The sequence below is a fragment of the Streptomyces radiopugnans genome, assembly GCF_900110735.1.
Lineage (GTDB): Bacteria > Actinomycetota > Actinomycetes > Streptomycetales > Streptomycetaceae > Streptomyces > Streptomyces radiopugnans.
The window spans coordinates 110,984-127,975 of record NZ_FOET01000014.1 but is presented as its reverse complement, the minus strand read 5'-3'; the positions used below and the strand labels follow the sequence as shown (position 1 = coordinate 127,975).

The 16,992-nt window shown below is 73.6% G+C and carries 16 protein-coding genes; 3 read left to right on the top strand and 13 right to left on the bottom strand.

What is annotated here, in order from left to right; all coding sequences use genetic code 11:
- Window positions 1-147: 147 nt before the first annotated feature.
- The 7 genes from truB to rimP form a co-directional block, all read right to left on the bottom strand.
- On the bottom strand, window positions 148-1,053 hold the full coding sequence (truB, locus tag BMY40_RS21855) for a tRNA pseudouridine(55) synthase TruB (RefSeq protein ID WP_093662245.1): 906 nt from the start codon (window positions 1,051-1,053) through the stop codon (window positions 148-150).
- Window positions 1,054-1,056: 3 nt separating this feature from the next.
- Window positions 1,057-1,554 (bottom strand): 30S ribosome-binding factor RbfA, encoded by a 498-nt coding sequence (gene rbfA / locus BMY40_RS21850; RefSeq protein ID WP_093662243.1) that lies wholly within the window; start codon window positions 1,552-1,554, stop codon window positions 1,057-1,059.
- 66 nt (window positions 1,555-1,620) lie between these two features.
- Window positions 1,621-1,914: a DUF503 domain-containing protein gene (locus BMY40_RS21845; protein WP_093662241.1), complete on the bottom strand. Its 294-nt coding sequence runs from the start codon at window positions 1,912-1,914 to the stop codon at window positions 1,621-1,623.
- 178 nt (window positions 1,915-2,092) lie between these two features.
- The gene (gene infB, locus BMY40_RS21840; RefSeq protein WP_093662239.1) at window positions 2,093-5,128 is read right to left on the bottom strand and encodes a translation initiation factor IF-2; all 3,036 of its coding nucleotides are present in this window, start codon (window positions 5,126-5,128) and stop codon (window positions 2,093-2,095) included.
- 170 nt (window positions 5,129-5,298) lie between these two features.
- A complete protein-coding gene (locus BMY40_RS21835; protein WP_093662237.1) occupies window positions 5,299-5,577 on the bottom strand; it encodes a YlxR family protein in 279 nt (92 codons plus the stop codon).
- A gap of 74 nt (window positions 5,578-5,651) precedes the next feature.
- The gene (gene nusA / locus BMY40_RS21830; RefSeq protein ID WP_093662235.1) at window positions 5,652-6,677 is read right to left on the bottom strand and encodes a transcription termination factor NusA; all 1,026 of its coding nucleotides are present in this window, start codon (window positions 6,675-6,677) and stop codon (window positions 5,652-5,654) included.
- Window positions 6,678-6,679: 2 nt separating this feature from the next.
- On the bottom strand, window positions 6,680-7,231 hold the full coding sequence (gene rimP / locus BMY40_RS21825; RefSeq protein WP_093662233.1) for a ribosome maturation factor RimP: 552 nt from the start codon (window positions 7,229-7,231) through the stop codon (window positions 6,680-6,682).
- A 260-nt stretch (window positions 7,232-7,491) separates the two neighbouring features.
- Here rimP and BMY40_RS21820 point away from each other — a divergent pair, with 260 nt between their 5' ends.
- The 3 genes from BMY40_RS21820 to BMY40_RS21810 all read left to right on the top strand — a co-directional run bounded on the left by BMY40_RS21820 (window position 7,492) and on the right by BMY40_RS21810 (window position 9,586).
- On the top strand, window positions 7,492-8,028 hold the full coding sequence (locus BMY40_RS21820) for a hypothetical protein (RefSeq protein ID WP_093662231.1): 537 nt from the start codon (window positions 7,492-7,494) through the stop codon (window positions 8,026-8,028).
- A 122-nt stretch (window positions 8,029-8,150) separates the two neighbouring features.
- Window positions 8,151-8,627, top strand: a complete 477-nt coding sequence (locus tag BMY40_RS21815) for a DUF4439 domain-containing protein (RefSeq protein WP_245770241.1) — start codon at window positions 8,151-8,153, stop codon at window positions 8,625-8,627.
- 44 nt (window positions 8,628-8,671) lie between these two features.
- Window positions 8,672-9,586, top strand: a complete 915-nt coding sequence (locus tag BMY40_RS21810; RefSeq protein WP_093662227.1) for an aminoglycoside phosphotransferase family protein — start codon at window positions 8,672-8,674, stop codon at window positions 9,584-9,586.
- 64 nt (window positions 9,587-9,650) lie between these two features.
- Here the strand turns inward: BMY40_RS21810 and BMY40_RS21805 are convergent, their stop codons facing one another.
- The 6 genes from BMY40_RS21805 to dxr all read right to left on the bottom strand — a co-directional run bounded on the left by BMY40_RS21805 (window position 9,651) and on the right by dxr (window position 16,914).
- Window positions 9,651-11,372 carry a proline--tRNA ligase gene (locus BMY40_RS21805; RefSeq protein WP_093662225.1) on the bottom strand — a complete coding sequence of 574 codons (1,722 nt, stop codon included), beginning with the start codon at window positions 11,370-11,372 and terminating at the stop codon, window positions 9,651-9,653.
- A 66-nt stretch (window positions 11,373-11,438) separates the two neighbouring features.
- Window positions 11,439-11,975 (bottom strand): GNAT family N-acetyltransferase, encoded by a 537-nt coding sequence (locus tag BMY40_RS21800; RefSeq protein ID WP_093662223.1) that lies wholly within the window; start codon window positions 11,973-11,975, stop codon window positions 11,439-11,441.
- Window positions 11,976-12,097: 122 nt separating this feature from the next.
- Window positions 12,098-12,943 carry a GNAT family N-acetyltransferase gene (locus BMY40_RS21795; protein WP_093662221.1) on the bottom strand — a complete coding sequence of 282 codons (846 nt, stop codon included), beginning with the start codon at window positions 12,941-12,943 and terminating at the stop codon, window positions 12,098-12,100.
- A gap of 89 nt (window positions 12,944-13,032) precedes the next feature.
- Window positions 13,033-14,187, bottom strand: coding sequence for a flavodoxin-dependent (E)-4-hydroxy-3-methylbut-2-enyl-diphosphate synthase (ispG, locus tag BMY40_RS21790; protein ID WP_093662219.1), 1,155 nt, complete (start codon window positions 14,185-14,187; stop codon window positions 13,033-13,035).
- 154 nt (window positions 14,188-14,341) lie between these two features.
- Window positions 14,342-15,646, bottom strand: coding sequence for a M50 family metallopeptidase (locus BMY40_RS21785; protein ID WP_093662217.1), 1,305 nt, complete (start codon window positions 15,644-15,646; stop codon window positions 14,342-14,344).
- Complete coding sequence (gene dxr / locus BMY40_RS21780) at window positions 15,643-16,914, bottom strand: 1-deoxy-D-xylulose-5-phosphate reductoisomerase (RefSeq protein ID WP_093662215.1); 1,272 nt, start codon at window positions 16,912-16,914, stop codon at window positions 15,643-15,645. The genes BMY40_RS21785 and dxr overlap by 4 nt, the downstream gene beginning before the upstream one ends.
- Between the last annotated feature and the right edge of the window lie 78 nt (window positions 16,915-16,992).

The following is a 16,992-nucleotide window of genomic DNA, read 5'->3' as shown; positions in this document are numbered from 1 at the left end:
GCGTCCGGGCCCCTGTGTGGACAGGAAACCGTATGCGCACAGGAGGGGGATCGTGGGCGCGGGCGCCGCACCCGGTGCCCGCGCCCACGGTGCGTCACCGCCACCGCCGGGTCCGGTCGGGCACCGCCGGTTCCCGCCGGGCGCCGGTCAGGCGAAGACGGCCAGGCTCCTGGCCCTGCCCCCCTGCTCCTCGACCAGTGCGAGGAAGCGGTCCCCCGGCCCGAAGACCGCGACCGGTCCGGGCCGGCCGGACGGCGGCATGGCGATCCGCACGCCGTTCGCCAGCAGCCTCGCCTGCCGCTCGTCCACGTCCCAGCGCGGGAAGGCGACCGCGGCCGCCTCGCCGACGGGAACGACGGTCAGCGACTCCTGGTGCTGCTCCAGGGTGCGTGCCGCGTCCAGGCCGTACGGGCCGACCCGGGTGCGGCGCAGCGCCGTGAGGTGGCCGCCGACCCCCAGACCTGCGCCCAGGTCGCGGGCGAGCGCCCGGATGTAGGTGCCGGAGGAGCAGACGACGGAGACCAGCAGGTCCAGTACGGGGGTGCCGTCCTCGGCGCTCTCGGCGCGGACGTCGTGCACGGTGAAGGAGGAGACGGTGACCGGCCGGGCGGCCAGCTCCACCTCCTCGCCCTCGCGCACCCGGGCGTAGGACCGCCTGCCGTCGATCTTGATCGCGCTGACCTTGGAGGGGACCTGGAGGATGTCGCCGGTCAGCTTGGCGACGCCGTCGTCGATCGCCTCGCGGGCGATGCCGTCCGCCGGCGTGGAGGAGGTGATCTCGCCCTCCGCGTCGTCGGTGACGGTGTTCTGGCCGAGGCGGATGGTGCCGACGTACTCCTTCTCCGTCAGCGCCAGGTGCCCCAGCAGCCGGGTCGCCTTCTCGATGCCCAGGACGAGGACGCCGGTGGCCATCGGGTCCAGCGTGCCGGCGTGCCCGACCCGGCGGGTGCGGGCGATGCCGCGCATCTTGGCGACCACGTCGTGGGAGGTGAAGCCGGCGGGCTTGTCGACGACGACCAGCCCGCCGGGCTCCTGGGTTCCTTTGCGTGCCACGGGTCAGGCGTCCTCGCCGTCCGTGCCGCCCCCGGCTTCCCCCGTGCCCTCGGCGCCGCCCGCCTCCTCCTCGTCCTCCTCGCGCGCGGGCTTGCGGTAGGGGTCGGGCTCGCCCGCGTACGTGGCGCCCGAGGACGCCTGGCGCACCTGGGCGTCCGACGCCCTGGCCCTGGCCAGCAGGTCGTCGATGGTCCGGGCGTTCTCCGGGAGCGCGTCCGGGACGAACGTCAGCGACGGCGTGAAGCGCACGCCGGTCTGCCGCCCGACCTCCGAGCGCAGTACGCCCTTGGCGCTCTCCAGCGCCGCGGCGGAGGCCGCCCGCTCCTCGTCGTCGCCGTAGACCGTGTAGAAGACGGTCGCCTCCCGCAGGTCGCCGGTGACCCGGGTGTCGGTGATCGTCACATAGCCGAGCCGCGGGTCCTTGATCCGCCGCTGGAGGGTCTCCGCGACCACGACCCGGATGCGGTCGGCCAGTTTGCGTGCCCGCGCGGTGTCGGTCATGTGTCTGCTTCCTTCTGTTTCGGATCGTTCGGTTCGGGTCCGGGCGGGGCCGCGCACCGGACGCGCTCAGTCCTCGTCCCCGTGGAACCGCCGCCGCACCGACAGCAGCTCCACCTCCGGCCGGGCGGCCACCAGCCGCTCGCACCGGTCGAGCACGTCCGAGACGTGCCCGGCGTCCCCGGAGACCATCGCGAGGCCGATCACGGCCCTGCGGTGGATGTTCTGCTCCCCGACCTCCGCGACGCTCACCGTGTACTTGCGCTGCAGCTCCGCGATGATCGGGCGGACGACCGACCTCTTCTCCTTCAGCGACCGCACGTCGCCGAGGAGCAGGTCGAACGAGAGTGTGCCTACGTACATGGGATGCGGGTCCAGCCGACCCGTGAGGCCTCGTGGGGCGGAGCCCTGCCGACGCCCGGCAGGACACGGGAAACCGTACACGCAACGGTTCCCGGTGATCGACGCATATAACGGCCGGGAGCCTCCCGCCGGGGCGGGAGGCTCCGTGGCCGTTCACCGGTGGCATCACCGGCGGGGGTCAGGCGCGGGGCTTCTCCCGCATCTCGTACGTCGCGATGACGTCGTCGACCTTGATGTCGTTGAAGTTCCCGAGGTTGATACCGCCCTCGAAGCCTTCGCGGATCTCGGTGACGTCGTCCTTGAAGCGGCGCAGACCCTCGATGTTGAGGTTCTCCGCCACGACCTTGCCGTCGCGGATGAGACGGGCCTTGGTGTTCCGCCTGACCTCGCCGGAGCGGATGATGACACCCGCGATGTTGCCGAGCTTGGAGGAGCGGAAGACCTCGCGGATCTCCGCCGTGCCGAGCTCGACCTCCTCGTACTCCGGCTTGAGCATGCCCTTGAGGGCCGCCTCGATCTCCTCGATCACCTGGTAGATGACCGAGTAGTAGCGGACGTCCACGCCCTCGCGCTCGGCCATCTGCGTGGCACGCCCCTCGGCGCGCACGTTGAAGCCGATGACGATGGCGTCGGAGCCGGTCGCCAGGTCGATGTCGGTCTCGGTGACCGCACCCACGCCGCGGTGCAGGACGCGCAGGTCGACCTCCTCGCCGACGTCGAGCTGGAGCAGCGAGGACTCCAGGGCCTCGACCGAACCGGACGCGTCGCCCTTGATGATGAGGTTGAGCTGCTGCACCTCGCCGGCCTTGAGCACCTTGTCCAGGTCCTCCAGGGAGACCCTGCGGGTGCGCTTGGCGAAGGCGGCGTTGCGCTCGCGGGCGGCGCGCTTCTCGGCGATCTGCCGGGCCGTGCGGTCCTCGTCGACCACCAGGAAGTTGTCGCCCGCCCCGGGGACGCTGGTCAGGCCCAGCACCAGGACCGGGGTGGCCGGACCGGCCTCCTCGACGTTGTTGCCCTTGTCGTCGAGCATCGCCCGGACGCGGCCGTACGCGTCGCCGACCACGACCGTGTCGCCGACCCGCAGGGTGCCGCGCTGGACCAGCACCGTGGCAACCGCGCCGCGGCCGCGGTCGAGGTGGGCCTCGATCGCGATGCCCTGCGCGTCCTGCTCCGGGTTGGCCCGCAGGTCGAGCGAGGCGTCCGCGGTCAGGACCACGGCCTCCAGCAGCTGGTCGATGTTCAGACCCTGCTTGGCGGAGATGTCGACGAACATGGTGTCGCCGCCGTACTCCTCGGCCACGAGCCCGTACTCGGTGAGCTGGCCGCGCACCTTGGTCGGGTCCGCGCCCTCGACGTCGATCTTGTTGACCGCCACCACGATCGGCACGTCGGCCGCCTTGGCGTGGTTGAGGGCCTCGACCGTCTGGGGCATCACACCGTCGTTGGCCGCCACCACCAGGATCGCGATGTCGGTCGACTTCGCACCGCGGGCACGCATGGCGGTGAACGCCTCGTGACCCGGGGTGTCGATGAAGGTGATCTTGCGCTCTTCGTCGTTGACCTCGGTCGCGACCTGGTAGGCACCGATGTGCTGGGTGATGCCGCCGGCCTCGCCCTCGATGACGTTGGTCTTGCGGATCGCGTCCAGCAGGCGCGTCTTACCGTGGTCGACGTGACCCATGACGGTCACCACCGGCGGACGCGAGACGAGTGCCTCCTCGCCGCCCTCGTCCTCGCCGAACTCGATGTCGAAGGACTCGAGCAGCTCGCGGTCCTCCTCCTCCGGGCTGACGATCTGGACGACGTAGTTCATCTCCTCGCCGAGGAGCTGCAGCGTTTCGTCGGAGACCGACTGGGTCGCGGTGACCATCTCGCCCAGGTTGAACATCACCTGGACCAGCGACGCCGGGTTGGCGTTGATCTTCTCCGCGAAGTCGGTGAGCGACGCACCGCGCGACAGCCGGACGGTCTCGCCCTTGCCGCGCGGCAGCATCACGCCGCCGATGGACGGGGCCTGCATGGCCTCGTACTCCTGGCGCCTCTGCCGCTTCGACTTGCGGCCGCGGCGCGCCGGACCGCCGGGACGGCCGAAGGCGCCCTGCGTGCCACCGCGGCCACCGGGACCGCCGGGACGGCCGCCGAAACCGGGACGGCCGCCGAAGCCGCCGCCACCGCCGCCGCCACCGGGACGGCCGGCGAAACCGCCGCCGCCACCGGGACGACCGCCGCCGCCGCCGGGACGGCCGGCGAAGCCGGGACGGCCGCCGCCGCCACCGCCGGGACGGCCCGCGCCGCCGCCGGGACCACGGCCGCCGGGGCCCGGACGCGGACCCGCGGCCGGACGCTGCGGCATCATGCCCGGGTTCGGACGGTTGCCGCCCGGACGCGGACCCGCGGCGCCGCCCTGGCCGCCCTGCGGGCGCGGCATGTTGCCGGGGCTGGGACGGCCGCCGCCGGGAGCCTGCGGACGGGGACCGCCCTGGCCGGCTCCGGGACGCGGACCGCCCGGGGCACCGGGGCCGCCGGGACGCGGGGCGCCGCCCGGACGGGGCGCCTGCGGGCGCGCCATGCCGGTGGAGCCGCCGGAGGTGAAGGGGTTGTTGCCCGGACGCGGGCCGGCCGGACGGGCGCCTGGCTTGGGACCGCCCGGCTTGGGGCCGCCCGGACCACGGCGGTCCTGGCCCGTCGGGGCGGGACGGCCACCGGGCTTGGGGGCACCCGGACGCGGCGCGCCCTGGCCGGACGGCGGCGCGGTGAACTCGGGCTTGGCCGGGGCGGGGGGCTGCGCCGGGCCCGGCTTGGCCGGGGCGGGACGCGGCCCGGGGGTGGGCGGGGTCGGGCCGCTCTTGGCGGGCGCCGGACCCGGACCCGGGACGTTCTTCTGGGGCGCGCTCCTGGGCGCCTCGGCCGCGGGGGCCGGGGGCTTGGGCGCACCGGGCTTGGGGGCACCCGGGCGGGGTGCGGAGGCACCCGGCTTCGGGGTGCCCGGCTTGGGGGCCGCCTTGCGGGGGGCGGCGGGCTTCGCGGCGGACTTCTTGGCGCCTCCGGCGCCGTTGCCCGCGTCGAACGCGTCGGTCAGCTTGCGTACCACCGGCGCCTCGATCGTCGAGGACGCCGAACGGACGAATTCACCGAGTTCCTGGAGCTTGGCCATGACGACCTTGCTCTCGACTCCAAGCTCCTTGGCGAGCTCGTATACCCGGACCTTAGCCACTTCGCTCCTTACGGTCCGGGGGGATTCTTCCGCCGGACCTTCGCTACTGCATGGGCGTACTCATCGCGTACTCATCGAGTGCTCATCGCAATCTCGACCTACTTCCAACTCGCGAGGTACCTCTCCCGTACGGCGGGGTGCCGTACGGGCCGTCGTGCGTGCTTGCTGTCTTACGGTGTTGCCCGCGGTACTGCCTGCAGCAGCTCCGCGGTATCGAGCGGTCCGCCGGCCCGGAAGGCCCGCTGGAACGCCCGGCGGCGGACCGCCAGGTCGACACAGGTCGGTGCGGGGTGCAGATAAGCGCCCCGGCCGGGCAGCGTACCGCGCTGGTCGGGAACGCATCTGTTCCCGACCACCACCACACGCAGCAGATCGCCCTTGCCCGACCGCTCCCGACAACCCACACAGGTGCGTTCAGGGCATGCGCGGGCGCGCGTCCGGTCAGACACTCTTCAGTCTACCTCCCCGCGCGGATTGCGCCGTTGGCGGGGTCGCCGTGGGGGTACGGACGGTGACAGGCCTCTCAGCCCCTCTCCGCGCCGCTCTCACGGCGTTCCCCACCGCGCTCCCCGCCCTGCTCGGTGTCCGGGCGGATGTCGATCCGCCAGCCGGTGAGCCGGGCGGCGAGCCGGGCGTTCTGCCCTTCCTTGCCGATCGCCAGCGAGAGCTGGTAGTCGGGCACCGTGACCCTGGCCGACCGGGCAGCGGCGTCCACGACGTCCACCCTGCTCACCCGGGCGGGTGAGAGCGCGTTGGCCACCATCTCGGCCGGGTCGTCCGACCAGTCCACGATGTCGATCTTCTCGCCCTGCAGCTCGGCCATCACGTTGCGCACCCGGCCGCCCATCGGGCCGATGCACGCTCCCTTGGCGTTCAGGCCCGGACGGGTGGACCGTACCGCGATCTTGGTACGGTGCCCGGCCTCGCGGGCGATGGCCGCGATCTCCACCGAGCCGTCCGCGATCTCGGGCACCTCCAGGGCGAAGAGCTTCTTCACCAGATTGGGGTGGGTGCGCGAGAGCGTCACCGACGGGCCGCGCACTCCCTTGGCGACCCGCACGACATAGGTGCGCAGCCGGGTGCCGTGCGAGTAGTCCTCGCCGGGCACCTGCTCCTGCGGGGGCAGGATCGCCTCGAGCCTGCCGATGTCAACAAGGACGCTGCGCGGATCCTTCCCCTGCTGGACGACTCCCGCGACGATGTCGCCCTCGCGTCCGGCGTACTCGCCGAGGGTGATCTCCTCCTCGGCGTCCCGCAGGCGCTGCAGGATGACCTGCTTGGCGGTGGTCGCGGCGATCCGGCCGAACCCGGAGGGGGTGTCGTCGAACTCGCGCGGCTCGGCGCCCTCGGGCAGGTCGGCCGGATCCTCCTTGGCCCACACCGTCACATGGCCGGTGGAGCGGTCCAGCTCCACACGGGCCTGGCGGCGGCTTCCCTCGGTGCGGTGGTACGCGATGAGGAGAGCCGCCTCGATCGCCTCGACCAACAGGTCGAAGGAGATCTCCTTCTCCCTCACCAGACCCCGCAGGGCACTCATGTCGATGTCCACGGCTACGCCTCCTCCTGGCTCTCTTCGTCAGAGGCCGCAGCCTGACGCGCCTTCTCGGCCTTCTCGGCGGCCTTGCGGTTGAACTCGATCTCCACCCGGGCCCTGGCGATCTCGGTGTAGGCGAGCCGGCGGGCGGTGGCCCTGCGTCCCTTGACGCCGGGCACCTCCACGTCCACGCCGTCCTCGTCCGCGGCGCCGACGCGGGCGACCAGTTCGCTGCCGCCCGCCTCCTCCGCCAGCTGCGCCCTGATCAGCCTGCCGACGGCGCGGCGGTAGTGCCGCGGCTCGGTCAGCGGGCGGTCGGTGCCGGGTGAGGTGACCTCCAGGACGTACGGGGCGCCGCCCATCACGTCGGTCTCGTCCAGCGCCTGGGACGCCTCGCGGCTCAGCTCCGCGCAGGTGTCGAGCCGCACGCCCTCGTCGGAGTCCACCACGACGCGCAGCACCCGCCTTCTTCCGGCCGGGGTCACTGCGATCTCCTCGAGATCCAGCCCCCTGGCGGTGACGAGCGGCTCCAGCAGTCCTCGCAGCCTCTCGCTCTGGGTGGTGCTCATCCGGGTGACTCCTCGGCCGCGTGTGCTGTTGTGGGAACGTCCAGTCCTGGGGTTACGGGGGTCAAGCCTATCGTCTGCCGCGGACTGCGCCGACCAGACGGCCGGAGGCGCTGCGCCGGGCGGCCGTCCCCCGCACGGGGCACGCGCGGGGCACGGCGGTGCCCCGCCGAGGGGGACGTTGCGAACACGGGTACGCTCACACCCGCGGTGATCGCCGCCCGTCCCCCCGCGCCGCCGAACCACCTCCCCTGGGAGCGCCCGTGCCGATCGACCCGCGTCCCCGCCGGCGGAGCCTGCTGGCCACCGGTGCGGCGGGCGCCGCCGCGCTGCTGCTGACCGGATGCTCGCAGGAGAGGCCGACGGCCGCCGAGCGCAGGCTCGCCTCTGCGGACGAGCGGCTGCGCCGTGCCGCCGCGCGCGGCAGTGCCGCGCTGCTGGCCCGCTACGACCGCACCCTCGCCGCGCACCCGGACCTGGCCGGGCGGCTGGAGCCGCTGCGGGCGGACGTGGCACGGCATGTGAGGGCCTTCGGCGGGACGGAGTCCGGCGGTTCCGGGAGCCCGAGGGCCTCCGGGAGCCCCGGCGGCTCGCCCTCCCCGAAGGCCGCCCGGGGCACCGGGGCGGGCGTGCCCGCCGACCCCGGGCGCGCGCTGGGCGCCCTCGCGAACGCCGAACGCGCCGCCGCCGACGCCCTCACCCGGGCCCTCGACGGCGCCCCGCCCGAGCTCGCCCGGCTGCTCGCGTCCGTCGCGGCGGCCGGGGCGGTCCACGTCTACCTGCTCACGGACGGCGAGTGATGAACCAGGCGACCGGCCGGACGGTGAACCCGGTGGCGAACCCGGCCCTGGCCACGGCCTCCTCCGAGGCGTCCCCCGCCTCCCCCTCCACCGGCGCCGCACCGGACGCGGCCCCCGGCGGCGTGCCCGCAGGGGAGGGCGGATCCGGCGCGAAGGACGGTTCCGCCCTGGCCGCCCTGCAGGCCGCGCTCCTGGCCGAGCACGCCGCCGTCTACGGCTACGGCGTCGTGGGCGGGCGGATTGCCGAGGACCGGCGCGCGCAGGCGCGGGAGGCCCACGACGCCCACCGCGCGCGCCGTGACGCCCTGCGCCGCGCGGTACGGCGGATGGGCGGCAGCCCCGAGCCCGCCGCGGCGGCCTACTCCCTGCCCTTCGCGGTGCCGGACGGCGCCGCGGCGGTGCGGCTCGCCGCCGAACTGGAGGAACGGGTGGCCGCCGTCTACGCCGACCTGGTCCGGGCCGGCGAGGGCGGGCTGCGGCGGGAGGCGGCCGCCGCGCTGCGGGAGGCCGCGGTCCGCGCGGCACGCTGGCGCGGTACGGGCGTACCCTTCCCAGGGCTCGCCGAGCGCACCGCGTCGGCGGGCCGGGAGTCCCTCTGAGGGGTTCTCCCGCGCGACGCCGACGACGAAAGGGACGCCCGGGCATGACATCGGCTCCGCACGTCGAACCCCCGCAGCGGCTGGTGCGCTTCCTGGGCGCGGACTCCCCCTGGCTGGCGCGGCTGCCCGGCCTGGTCCGGGCGTCGCTGGCGCGCTGGGAGCTGACGGCCGAGCGGGTGGTCTCCCCCGGCGGACGCGGCAGCCTGGTCGTCCTGGTGCGCCGGGCGGACGGCTCGCCGGCCGCGCTGAAGCTGCGCGCCGCCGGTGCGGCGGACGAGGCGGCGGCGCTGTCCCGCTGGGAGGGGCACGGCGCGGTACGGCTGCTGGACGCCGCGCCCGAGGACGGCGCGCTGCTGCTGGAGCGGCTGCACGCGGACGTGTCGCTGCGCTCGCTGCCGGACGCGAAGGCCACCCTGGAGGCGGTCTCGGCGCTGCACCGGCTGTGGGTGCCCCCCGCGTCCCCCGGCGCCCCGGAGGACGGCGGGCATCCCTTCACCACCGTGGAGGAGCACACCGGCCGGGCGGTGGAGGGCATCCGCGCGCACGTGCCCGAGGAGGCCCGCCCGCTGGCCGAGGAGGCACTGGCGCTGCGCTCCGGGCTGCTCGCCGACGCCCCCGAACACGTGCTGCTGCACGGCGACTTCCGGCAGGGCGCGGTGCTGTCGGCGGATCCGGGGCGGGCGCACTGGCTGGTGGTCGGCCCCGATCCGCTGGTGGGCGAGCGGGCGTACGACCTGGCCCGGCTGGTACGCGACCGGCTGCACGACCTGGCCGCCGGCTCCGGCGCCCCCGCGATCGCCCGGCGCCGGGTGGCCAAGCTGGCGAACTCCCTGGAGGTGGACCGCGACCGGCTGCGCGGCTGGAGCCTGTACCGGGCGGTGGAGTCGGGCGCGCGGCACCTCGCCGCCGGCGAACGCGCCGACGGCGAGGCGCTGCTGGAGTTCGCCGGCTGGCTGTGAGCCGCCGCCGCGGGGCCCGTGCCGGGCCGTGCGGCGGGGCCGGTGAGGGCCCCGCCGCGACGGCTCAGGCGGACTCGCGGGCCGAGCGGACCAGCCGCTCCACCGCCTCGTCCACCGGGACCTCCTCGCGCTCGCCGGTGCGCCGGTCCTTCAGCTCCACCAGGCCCTTGGCCGCGCCCCGGCCCACCACCAGGATCTCCGGCACGCCGATCAGCTCCGCGTCGGTGAACTTCACACCGGGCGAGACGCCCGTACGGTCGTCCACCAGGGTGCGCACCCCGGCCCCGGCCAGCCTCCCGGCCAGTTCCAGGGCCATCTCGATCTGGGCGCCCTTGCCGGCGGCGACGACGTGGACGTCGGCCGGGGCGACCTCGCGCGGCCAGCACAGGCCCTGGCCGTCGGCCGTCTGCTCGGCGAGCGCGGCCACCGCGCGCGAGACGCCGATGCCGTAGGAGCCCATGGTGACGCGGACGGGCTTGCCGTCGCGGCCGAGCACGTCCAGGGAGAAGGCGTCGGCGTACTTGCGGCCGAGCTGGAAGATGTGGCCGATCTCGATGGCCCTGTCCAGCTTCAGCCCCGCACCGCAGGACGGGCAGGGGTCGCCGTCCTCGACGGTGACCACGTCCAGGTACTCGTCGACCTCGAAGTCGCGGCCGCACACCACGTTGCGGGCGTGGGTGTCGGGCTTGTTGGCCCCGGTGATCCAGGAGGTGCCGGGCGCCACGCGCGGGTCGGCGACGTAGCGGAAGGCGGTGCCGGCCAGGCCCTGCGGGCCGACGTAGCCGCGCACCAGGGCGGGGCGGCCGGTGAAGTCCTCGGCGGTGACCAGCTCCACGGTGGCGGGCGCCAGGTGCTCGGCGAGCTTGCCGAGGTCCACCTCGCGGTCGCCGGGCACGCCCACGGCCCAGATCTCCCCGTCCACCTTGACCAGCAGGTTCTTCAGGGTTGCGGAGGCGGGCACGCCCAGGTGGTCGGCGAGCGTCTCGATGGTGGGGGTGTCGGGGGTGTCCAGTTCCTCGACGGGCGGGTGGCCCATGGGGTCGCCCGGCTTCAGCGGGAAGGTGACGGCCTCGGTGTTGGCGGCGTAGCCGCAGGCCGGGCAGTCGGCGAAGGTGTCCTCGCCGGCGGCGGCCGGGGCGAGGAACTCCTCGGAGGCCGAGCCGCCCATCGCGCCCGAGACGGCGGAGACGACCCGGTGGTCCAGGCCGAGCCGGGTGAAGATCCGCACGTACGCCTCGCGGTGCAGCCGGTAGGACTCGGCCAGTTCCTCGTCGCTGGTGTCGAAGGAGTAGGAGTCCTTCATCAGGAACTCCCGGCCGCGCAGGATGCCCGAGCGCGGGCGGGCCTCGTCGCGGTACTTGGTCTGGATCTGGTAGAGCATCACCGGCAGGTCCTTGTAGGACGTGCACTGGTCCTTGACGACCTGGGTGAAGATCTCCTCGTGGGTGGGCCCGAGCAGGTAGTCGGCGCCCTTGCGGTCCTTGAGCCGGAACAGCAGGTCGCCGTACTCCTCCCAGCGGCCCGAGGCCTCGTACGGCTCCCTGGGCAGCAGGGCCGGGAGCAGCACCTCCTGGGCGCCGATGGCGTCCATCTCCTCGCGCACGATCCGGGTGACGTTCTCCAGGACCTGCTTGCCCAGCGGCAGCCAGGTCCAGATCCCGGCGGCGGTGCGGCGTACGTAGCCGGCGCGGACCAGAAGCCTGTGGCTGACGGTCTCGGCGTCGGCCGGGTCCTCGCGCAGCGTCTTCAGCATGAGCCGGGACATGCGCTGGACACGGGCTGCCATGGGTTTCTCCTGCGTGCGGTGGGTCGGTTTCCGGGCCGCGGCGGTGCTGCGGCCCCGCCCAGGAGACTACCGGCGCCGCAGCGGCAGCGGCGCACCCATCACCGCGTACGGGCTCCCGGCGCTCGGGAACAGCACATGGCGGGCCAGGTCCCGGTAGCCCAGGGAGCGGTAGAGGGCGCGGGCCGGGCTCTCGGTGTCGATCGCGGAGAGGATCGAGCGCGGCTCGGCGGCGGTGTCGGTGATCGTGGTGATCAGCTCCCGGCCGATGCCGTGCTTCTGGTACGCCGGGTGCACGTGCAACTCGGTGATGACGAAGGCGTCGTCGAGCCACCCGGCGTTCCCGTTGCGCCGCAGATACGGCTCGACGACCGTGGACCACCACTGCGTGCGGTCGTTGGGCATCCCGTAGACGAAGCCGACCAGCCGCCCGCGCGGTGTGGTGGCGCCCAGCGCCCGGACCCCGGGGGCGGCGGCGTGCCGCAGCACGATGTGGCGGCGCACCCCCACTTCGTCGTCGGTCAGTCCGAAGGCGACGGCCTGTACGGCGAGCGCCTCGTCCACGCGGGCTGCGAGGTCCAGGGGACCGACCTGGGCGTCTTCCATGGTGTCCGACCCTACTGGAGAGGCCGGCGGGATCCGGCGAACACCCGCGCGGGCGCCGGGGTGTTCGGGATCGTCCGGTGCCGCGGGCGGGAGCCGTCCGGGACCGCTCGGAACGGCACGTCTCAGAACAGCACGCTCATGAACGCGCCGACCTCGCGGAAGCCGACCCGGCGGTAGGCGGCGCGGGCCGCGGTGTTGTAGTCGTTGACGTAGAGGCTGACGACCGGGGAGACCTCGGTCAGCGCGTAGCGCAGCACCGCCGCCATGCCTGCGACGGACAGGCCCCGGCCGCGGCGGTCGGGGGCGACCCACACGCCCTGGATCTGGCACGCCTGCGACGTGACGGCGCCGATCTCGGCCTTGAAGACCACCCGGCCGTCCTCGATGCGGGCGAACGACCGGCCGGCGCCGACCAGTTCGGCGACCCGGGCCTGGTAGATCAGCCCGCCGTCCCCGGCCAGCGGCGAGACGCCGACCTCCTCGGTGAACATCGCCACACAGGCGGGCATCAGCACGTCCATCTCGTCCTTGCGGACGCGCCGCACATACGGGTCGGGCCGTATGCCCGCGGGCATGCGGTCGGCGACCATCAGCGGCTGGTGGCGGCGGACCTCCCGGGCCGGACCCCAGTGCGGCTCCAGCCGGGCCCACAGGGCTGCGGTGGGCCCGGCCGGGCCGACGACGGACGAGCAGCGCCGCCCCTGGCGGCGCGCCCGCTCGGCGAAGGCGCGCACCGCCTCCGGCCCCGCGCAGACGGGGACGAGGTTGGCGCCCGCGTAGCACAGGGACTCCAGCCGCCCGCGGTGGTACCAGCCCCACATCTCCCCGCCCAGCCGCCACGGGTCCAGGCCGGAGACCCGGACACGGGCGGCGACGAAGGCGTTGTTGACCGGCTCGCGGTCGAGTACCGCGAGGGCGTCGTCGAGCTCGTGGGGCTCGACGACACGGGTGGTGGTGGTCGTCAGCACGTGGGATGCCTCACCGTACGGCCGTGGTGGCGGGGAGCGGTCTTCCGACTTTACCCCTGGGCCGCCGCGGCCGGTCGGGCGCGGGCCGGTCAGCTGACGGAGACCTCCGGCGGCCCGGAGAGCACCCCGTCCTTCTCCATCTGCTCGGCGATCTTCATGGCCTCGTCGATGAGGGTCTCGACGATCTTGGACTCGGGGACGGTCTTGATGACCTCGCCCTTGACGAAGATCTGGCCCTTGCCGTTGCCGGAGGCCACCCCGAGGTCGGCCTCGCGGGCCTCGCCGGGCCCGTTGACGACGCAGCCCATGACGGCCACCCGCAGCGGCACCTCCATGCCCTCGAGGCCGGCGGTCACCTCGTCGGCGAGCTTGTAGACGTCCACCTGGGCCCGGCCGCAGGAGGGGCAGGAGACGATCTCCAGCCGGCGCTGGCGCAGGCCGAGGGACTCCAGGATCTGGATGCCGACCTTGATCTCCTCCACCGGCGGGGCCGACAGCGAGACGCGGATGGTGTCGCCGATGCCCTCGCTCAGCAGGGCGCCGAAGGCGACGGCCGACTTGATGGTGCCCTGGAAGGCCGGTCCGGCCTCGGTGACGCCCAGGTGGAGGGGGTAGTCGCACTTCTCGGCCAGCAGCCGGTAGGCGTTGACCATCACGACCGGGTCGTTGTGCTTGACCGAGATCTTGATGTCGCGGAAGCCGTGCTCCTCGAACAGCGAGCACTCCCACAGCGCGGACTCCACCAGCGCCTCGGGGGTGGCCTTGCCGTACTTGGCCAGCAGCCGCTTGTCCAGGGAGCCGGCGTTGACGCCGATGCGGATGGGGACGCCGGCGTCGGAGGCCGCCTTGGCGATCTCCTTGACCTTGTCGTCGAACTGCCGGATGTTGCCCGGGTTGACGCGCACGGCCGCGCACCCGGCGTCGATGGCGGCGAAGACGTACTTGGGCTGGAAGTGGATGTCCGCGATCACCGGGATCTGGGACTTCTTCGCGATGACCGGCAGCGCCTCGGCGTCGTCCTGGGACGGGCAGGCCACGCGGACGATCTCGCAGCCGGAGGCGGTCAGCTCGGCGATCTGCTGGAGCGTGGCGCCGATGTCGGCGGTGACGGTGGTGGTCATCGACTGCACGGAGACCGGGGCGTCGCCTCCGACGGCCACCGAGCCGACCTGGATCTTCCGGCTGACCCGTCTGTCGGCCAGTTTGGTCGGTACGGACGGCATTCCGAGCGAAATGGCTGTCATTGTGGTGTGCAACCCCAAGCTGTGGTCCAGTGCCCCGTTCGGCGGCGGGCTCCGGCCTCCGAGATTACGGTACGCCCGGGGCCCGGGGCACACCGTGGTCCGCCGTACGCGGCGCGGGGCGGCGGGCTCGCGCCGCCCCGCGCCGCGTACGGCGTCAGCCGGTCAGGCGTACGGGGTTGACCACGTCCGCGATGAGCACCAGCAGCGTGAAGCAGACGAAGACGCCCGCCACCACGTACGCCACCGGCATCATCTTCGCCACGTCGAACGGGCCGGGGTCGGGGCGGCGCAGCACCCTGGCCAGGCCCCGGCGCAGCGACTCCCACAGGGCCCCCGCGATGTGGCCGCCGTCCAGCGGCAGCAGCGGCAGCATGTTGAACAGGAACAGCGAGAGGTTGAAGAGGGCGAGGGTGAGGAGGGTGATCGCCACCCGCTGCTCCGCCGGGATCTCCAGGGCGAAGATCTCCCCGCTGACGCGGGCCGCGCCGACCACGCCCATCGGGGAGTCCTGCTCGCGCTCGGCGCCGGCGAAGGCCGCGTTCCACAGGCCGGGGATCTTCTCCGGCAGGCGGGTCAGCGCCTCGGCTCCGGCGATCATCATGTCGCCCATGCGGTCGACGGCCTGCGGGAAGGACTGCTCGACCACGCCGGTGGCCGGGGAGAAGCCGAGGAAGCCGGTGGTGACGTACTCGCCCTCGACGTAGCCGCCGCGCCCGTCGGACTTGGCGACCTGGTTCTTCACCAGGTTCGCCTGGAGGACCTCGCGCTCGCCGTCGCGCTCGACGGTGATGGTGGCCGGCCCGATGGTGTCGCGGATGCGCTGCTGGAGGTCGCCCCACTCGGTGACCTCCACCCCGTTGAAGGCCACGATGGTGTCGCCGGGCTTCAGGCCGGCCGCCTTGGCCGGGGAGTCGGGGGCGCCCTCGGGGCAGGTGTCGGTGCGCTCGGAGACCCTGACCACGCACTCGGAGACGGAGGAGACGGTGGTGGTCGTGGTGTTGATGCCGAAGGTCATCAGCGTGCCGAGGAAGATCGCCACGGCCAGCACCAGGTTCATGAACGGGCCGGCGAACATCACGATCACGCGCTTCCAGGGCTTGCGCGTGTAGAACATCCGCTTCTCGTCGCCCGGCTGGAGCTCCTCGTAGGCCGCCGCGCGGGCGTCCTCGATCATCCCCCGGAAGGGGGAGGTGGAGCGCTGCCGGACGGCGCCGTCGTCACCGGGCGGGAACATGCCGATCATGCGGATGTAGCCGCCGAGCGGGATCGCCTTGATGCCGTACTCGGTCTCGCCCTTCTTCCGCGACCACAGGGTGGGGCCGAAGCCGACCATGTACTGCGGCACGCGGACGCCGAACATCTTGGCCGTGGACAGGTGGCCCAGTTCGTGCCAGGCGATGGAGAACAGCAGGCCGATCACGAAGACGACTATGCCGAGGATGGTCATCACCGTCGTCATGCGCGTGCCTCCGCTGTCCGTTCCGTCATACGTGCCGCCAGTTCGCGGGCGCGGGCGCGCGCCCAGGTCTCGGCGTCGAGCACCTCGTCCAGGGTCAGGCCGGCTCCCCGGGGGGTGCCGTGCTCCTCGACCACCGCGGCGACGGTATCCACTATGCCGTTGAACGGCAGCCTGCCGGACAGGAACGCCTCGACGCACTCCTCGTTGGCGGCGTTGAACACCGCCGGCGCGGTCCCGCCCAGCGCGCCGACGTGGCAGGCCAGCGCCACGGACGGGAAGGCCTTCTCGTCCAGCGGGAAGAACTCCCAGCTCATCGCCTTGGACCAGTCGAACACGGGGCCGGTGCCGGGCACCCGGTGCGGCCAGCCGATGCCGAGGGCGATGGGCAGCCGCATGTCGGGCGGACCGCACTGGGCGATGGTGGAGCCGTCCCAGAACTCCACCATCGAGTGGATGTAGGACTGCGGGTGGACGACGACCTCGATGCGGTCGAAGGGGATGTCGTACAGCAGGTGCGCCTCGATGACCTCCAGGCCCTTGTTGACCAGGGTCGCGGAGTTGACGGTGATGACCGGGCCCATCGCCCAGGTGGGGTGGGCCAGGGCGTCGTCGGGGGTGACGTCCTCCAGCTCCTCGCGGGTGCGCCCCCGGAAGGGGCCGCCGGAGGCGGTCACCAGCAGCTTGCGCACCTCGGCGCGGGTGCCGCTCATCAGCGCCTGGAACAGCGCGGAGTGCTCGGAGTCGACGGGGATGATCTGGCCGGGCTCGGCCAGCGCCTTCACCAGCGGGCCGCCGACGATGAGGGACTCCTTGTTGGCCAGGGCCAGGGTGCGTCCCGCCTCCAGGGCGGCCAGGGTGGGGCGCAGCCCGATGGAGCCGGTGATGCCGTTGAGGACGGTGTGGCACTCGGACGCGGCCAGTTCGGTGGCCGCGTCCGGTCCGGCCAGCACCTCGGGCAGCGGCTCGGCGGAGCCGTAGCGGGCGCGCAGCGCCTCGCGCAGCTCGCCGGCCCTGCTCGCGTCGGAGACCGCGACGGTGCGGACCTTCAGCCGGTGGGCCTGCTCCGCCAGCAGCTCCACCCGGCCGCCCGCGGCGGACAGCGCGGTCACCCGGAAGCGGTCGGGGTTGGCCAGTACCACGTCGACGGCCTGGGTGCCGATCGATCCGGTGGAGCCCAGGATCACGATGTCACGCGGGCCGCCCTCGGCGGGGGCGTCGGCCGGATGGCGCAGATGCGGGTCTGCGAGAGGGGCGGGACTGTCGGTCATCCCCCTATTGTGTCCGGTCCGCGAGACGGCCCGGACACCACGTCGCGCCGCGCCGCACCGCGCCACCCGGCCGACGCC

Coding starts and splice junctions, on each gene's coding strand:
- rimP (WP_093662233.1), bottom strand. CDS start 7,231: ATGAGCACCACCCAGAGCGAGAGGCTGCGAGGACTGCTGGAGCCGCTC.
- rbfA (WP_093662243.1), bottom strand. CDS start 1,554: ATGACCGACACCGCGCGGGCACGCAAACTGGCCGACCGCATCCGGGTC.
- BMY40_RS21800 (WP_093662223.1), bottom strand. CDS start 11,975: ATGGAAGACGCCCAGGTCGGTCCCCTGGACCTCGCAGCCCGCGTGGAC.
- BMY40_RS21785 (WP_093662217.1), bottom strand. CDS start 15,646: ATGACGACGGTGATGACCATCCTCGGCATAGTCGTCTTCGTGATCGGC.
- BMY40_RS21805 (WP_093662225.1), bottom strand. CDS start 11,372: ATGGCAGCCCGTGTCCAGCGCATGTCCCGGCTCATGCTGAAGACGCTG.
- BMY40_RS21845 (WP_093662241.1), bottom strand. CDS start 1,914: ATGTACGTAGGCACACTCTCGTTCGACCTGCTCCTCGGCGACGTGCGG.
- ispG (WP_093662219.1), bottom strand. CDS start 14,187: ATGACAGCCATTTCGCTCGGAATGCCGTCCGTACCGACCAAACTGGCC.
- BMY40_RS21810 (WP_093662227.1), top strand. CDS start 8,672: ATGACATCGGCTCCGCACGTCGAACCCCCGCAGCGGCTGGTGCGCTTC.
- dxr (WP_093662215.1), bottom strand. CDS start 16,914: ATGACCGACAGTCCCGCCCCTCTCGCAGACCCGCATCTGCGCCATCCG.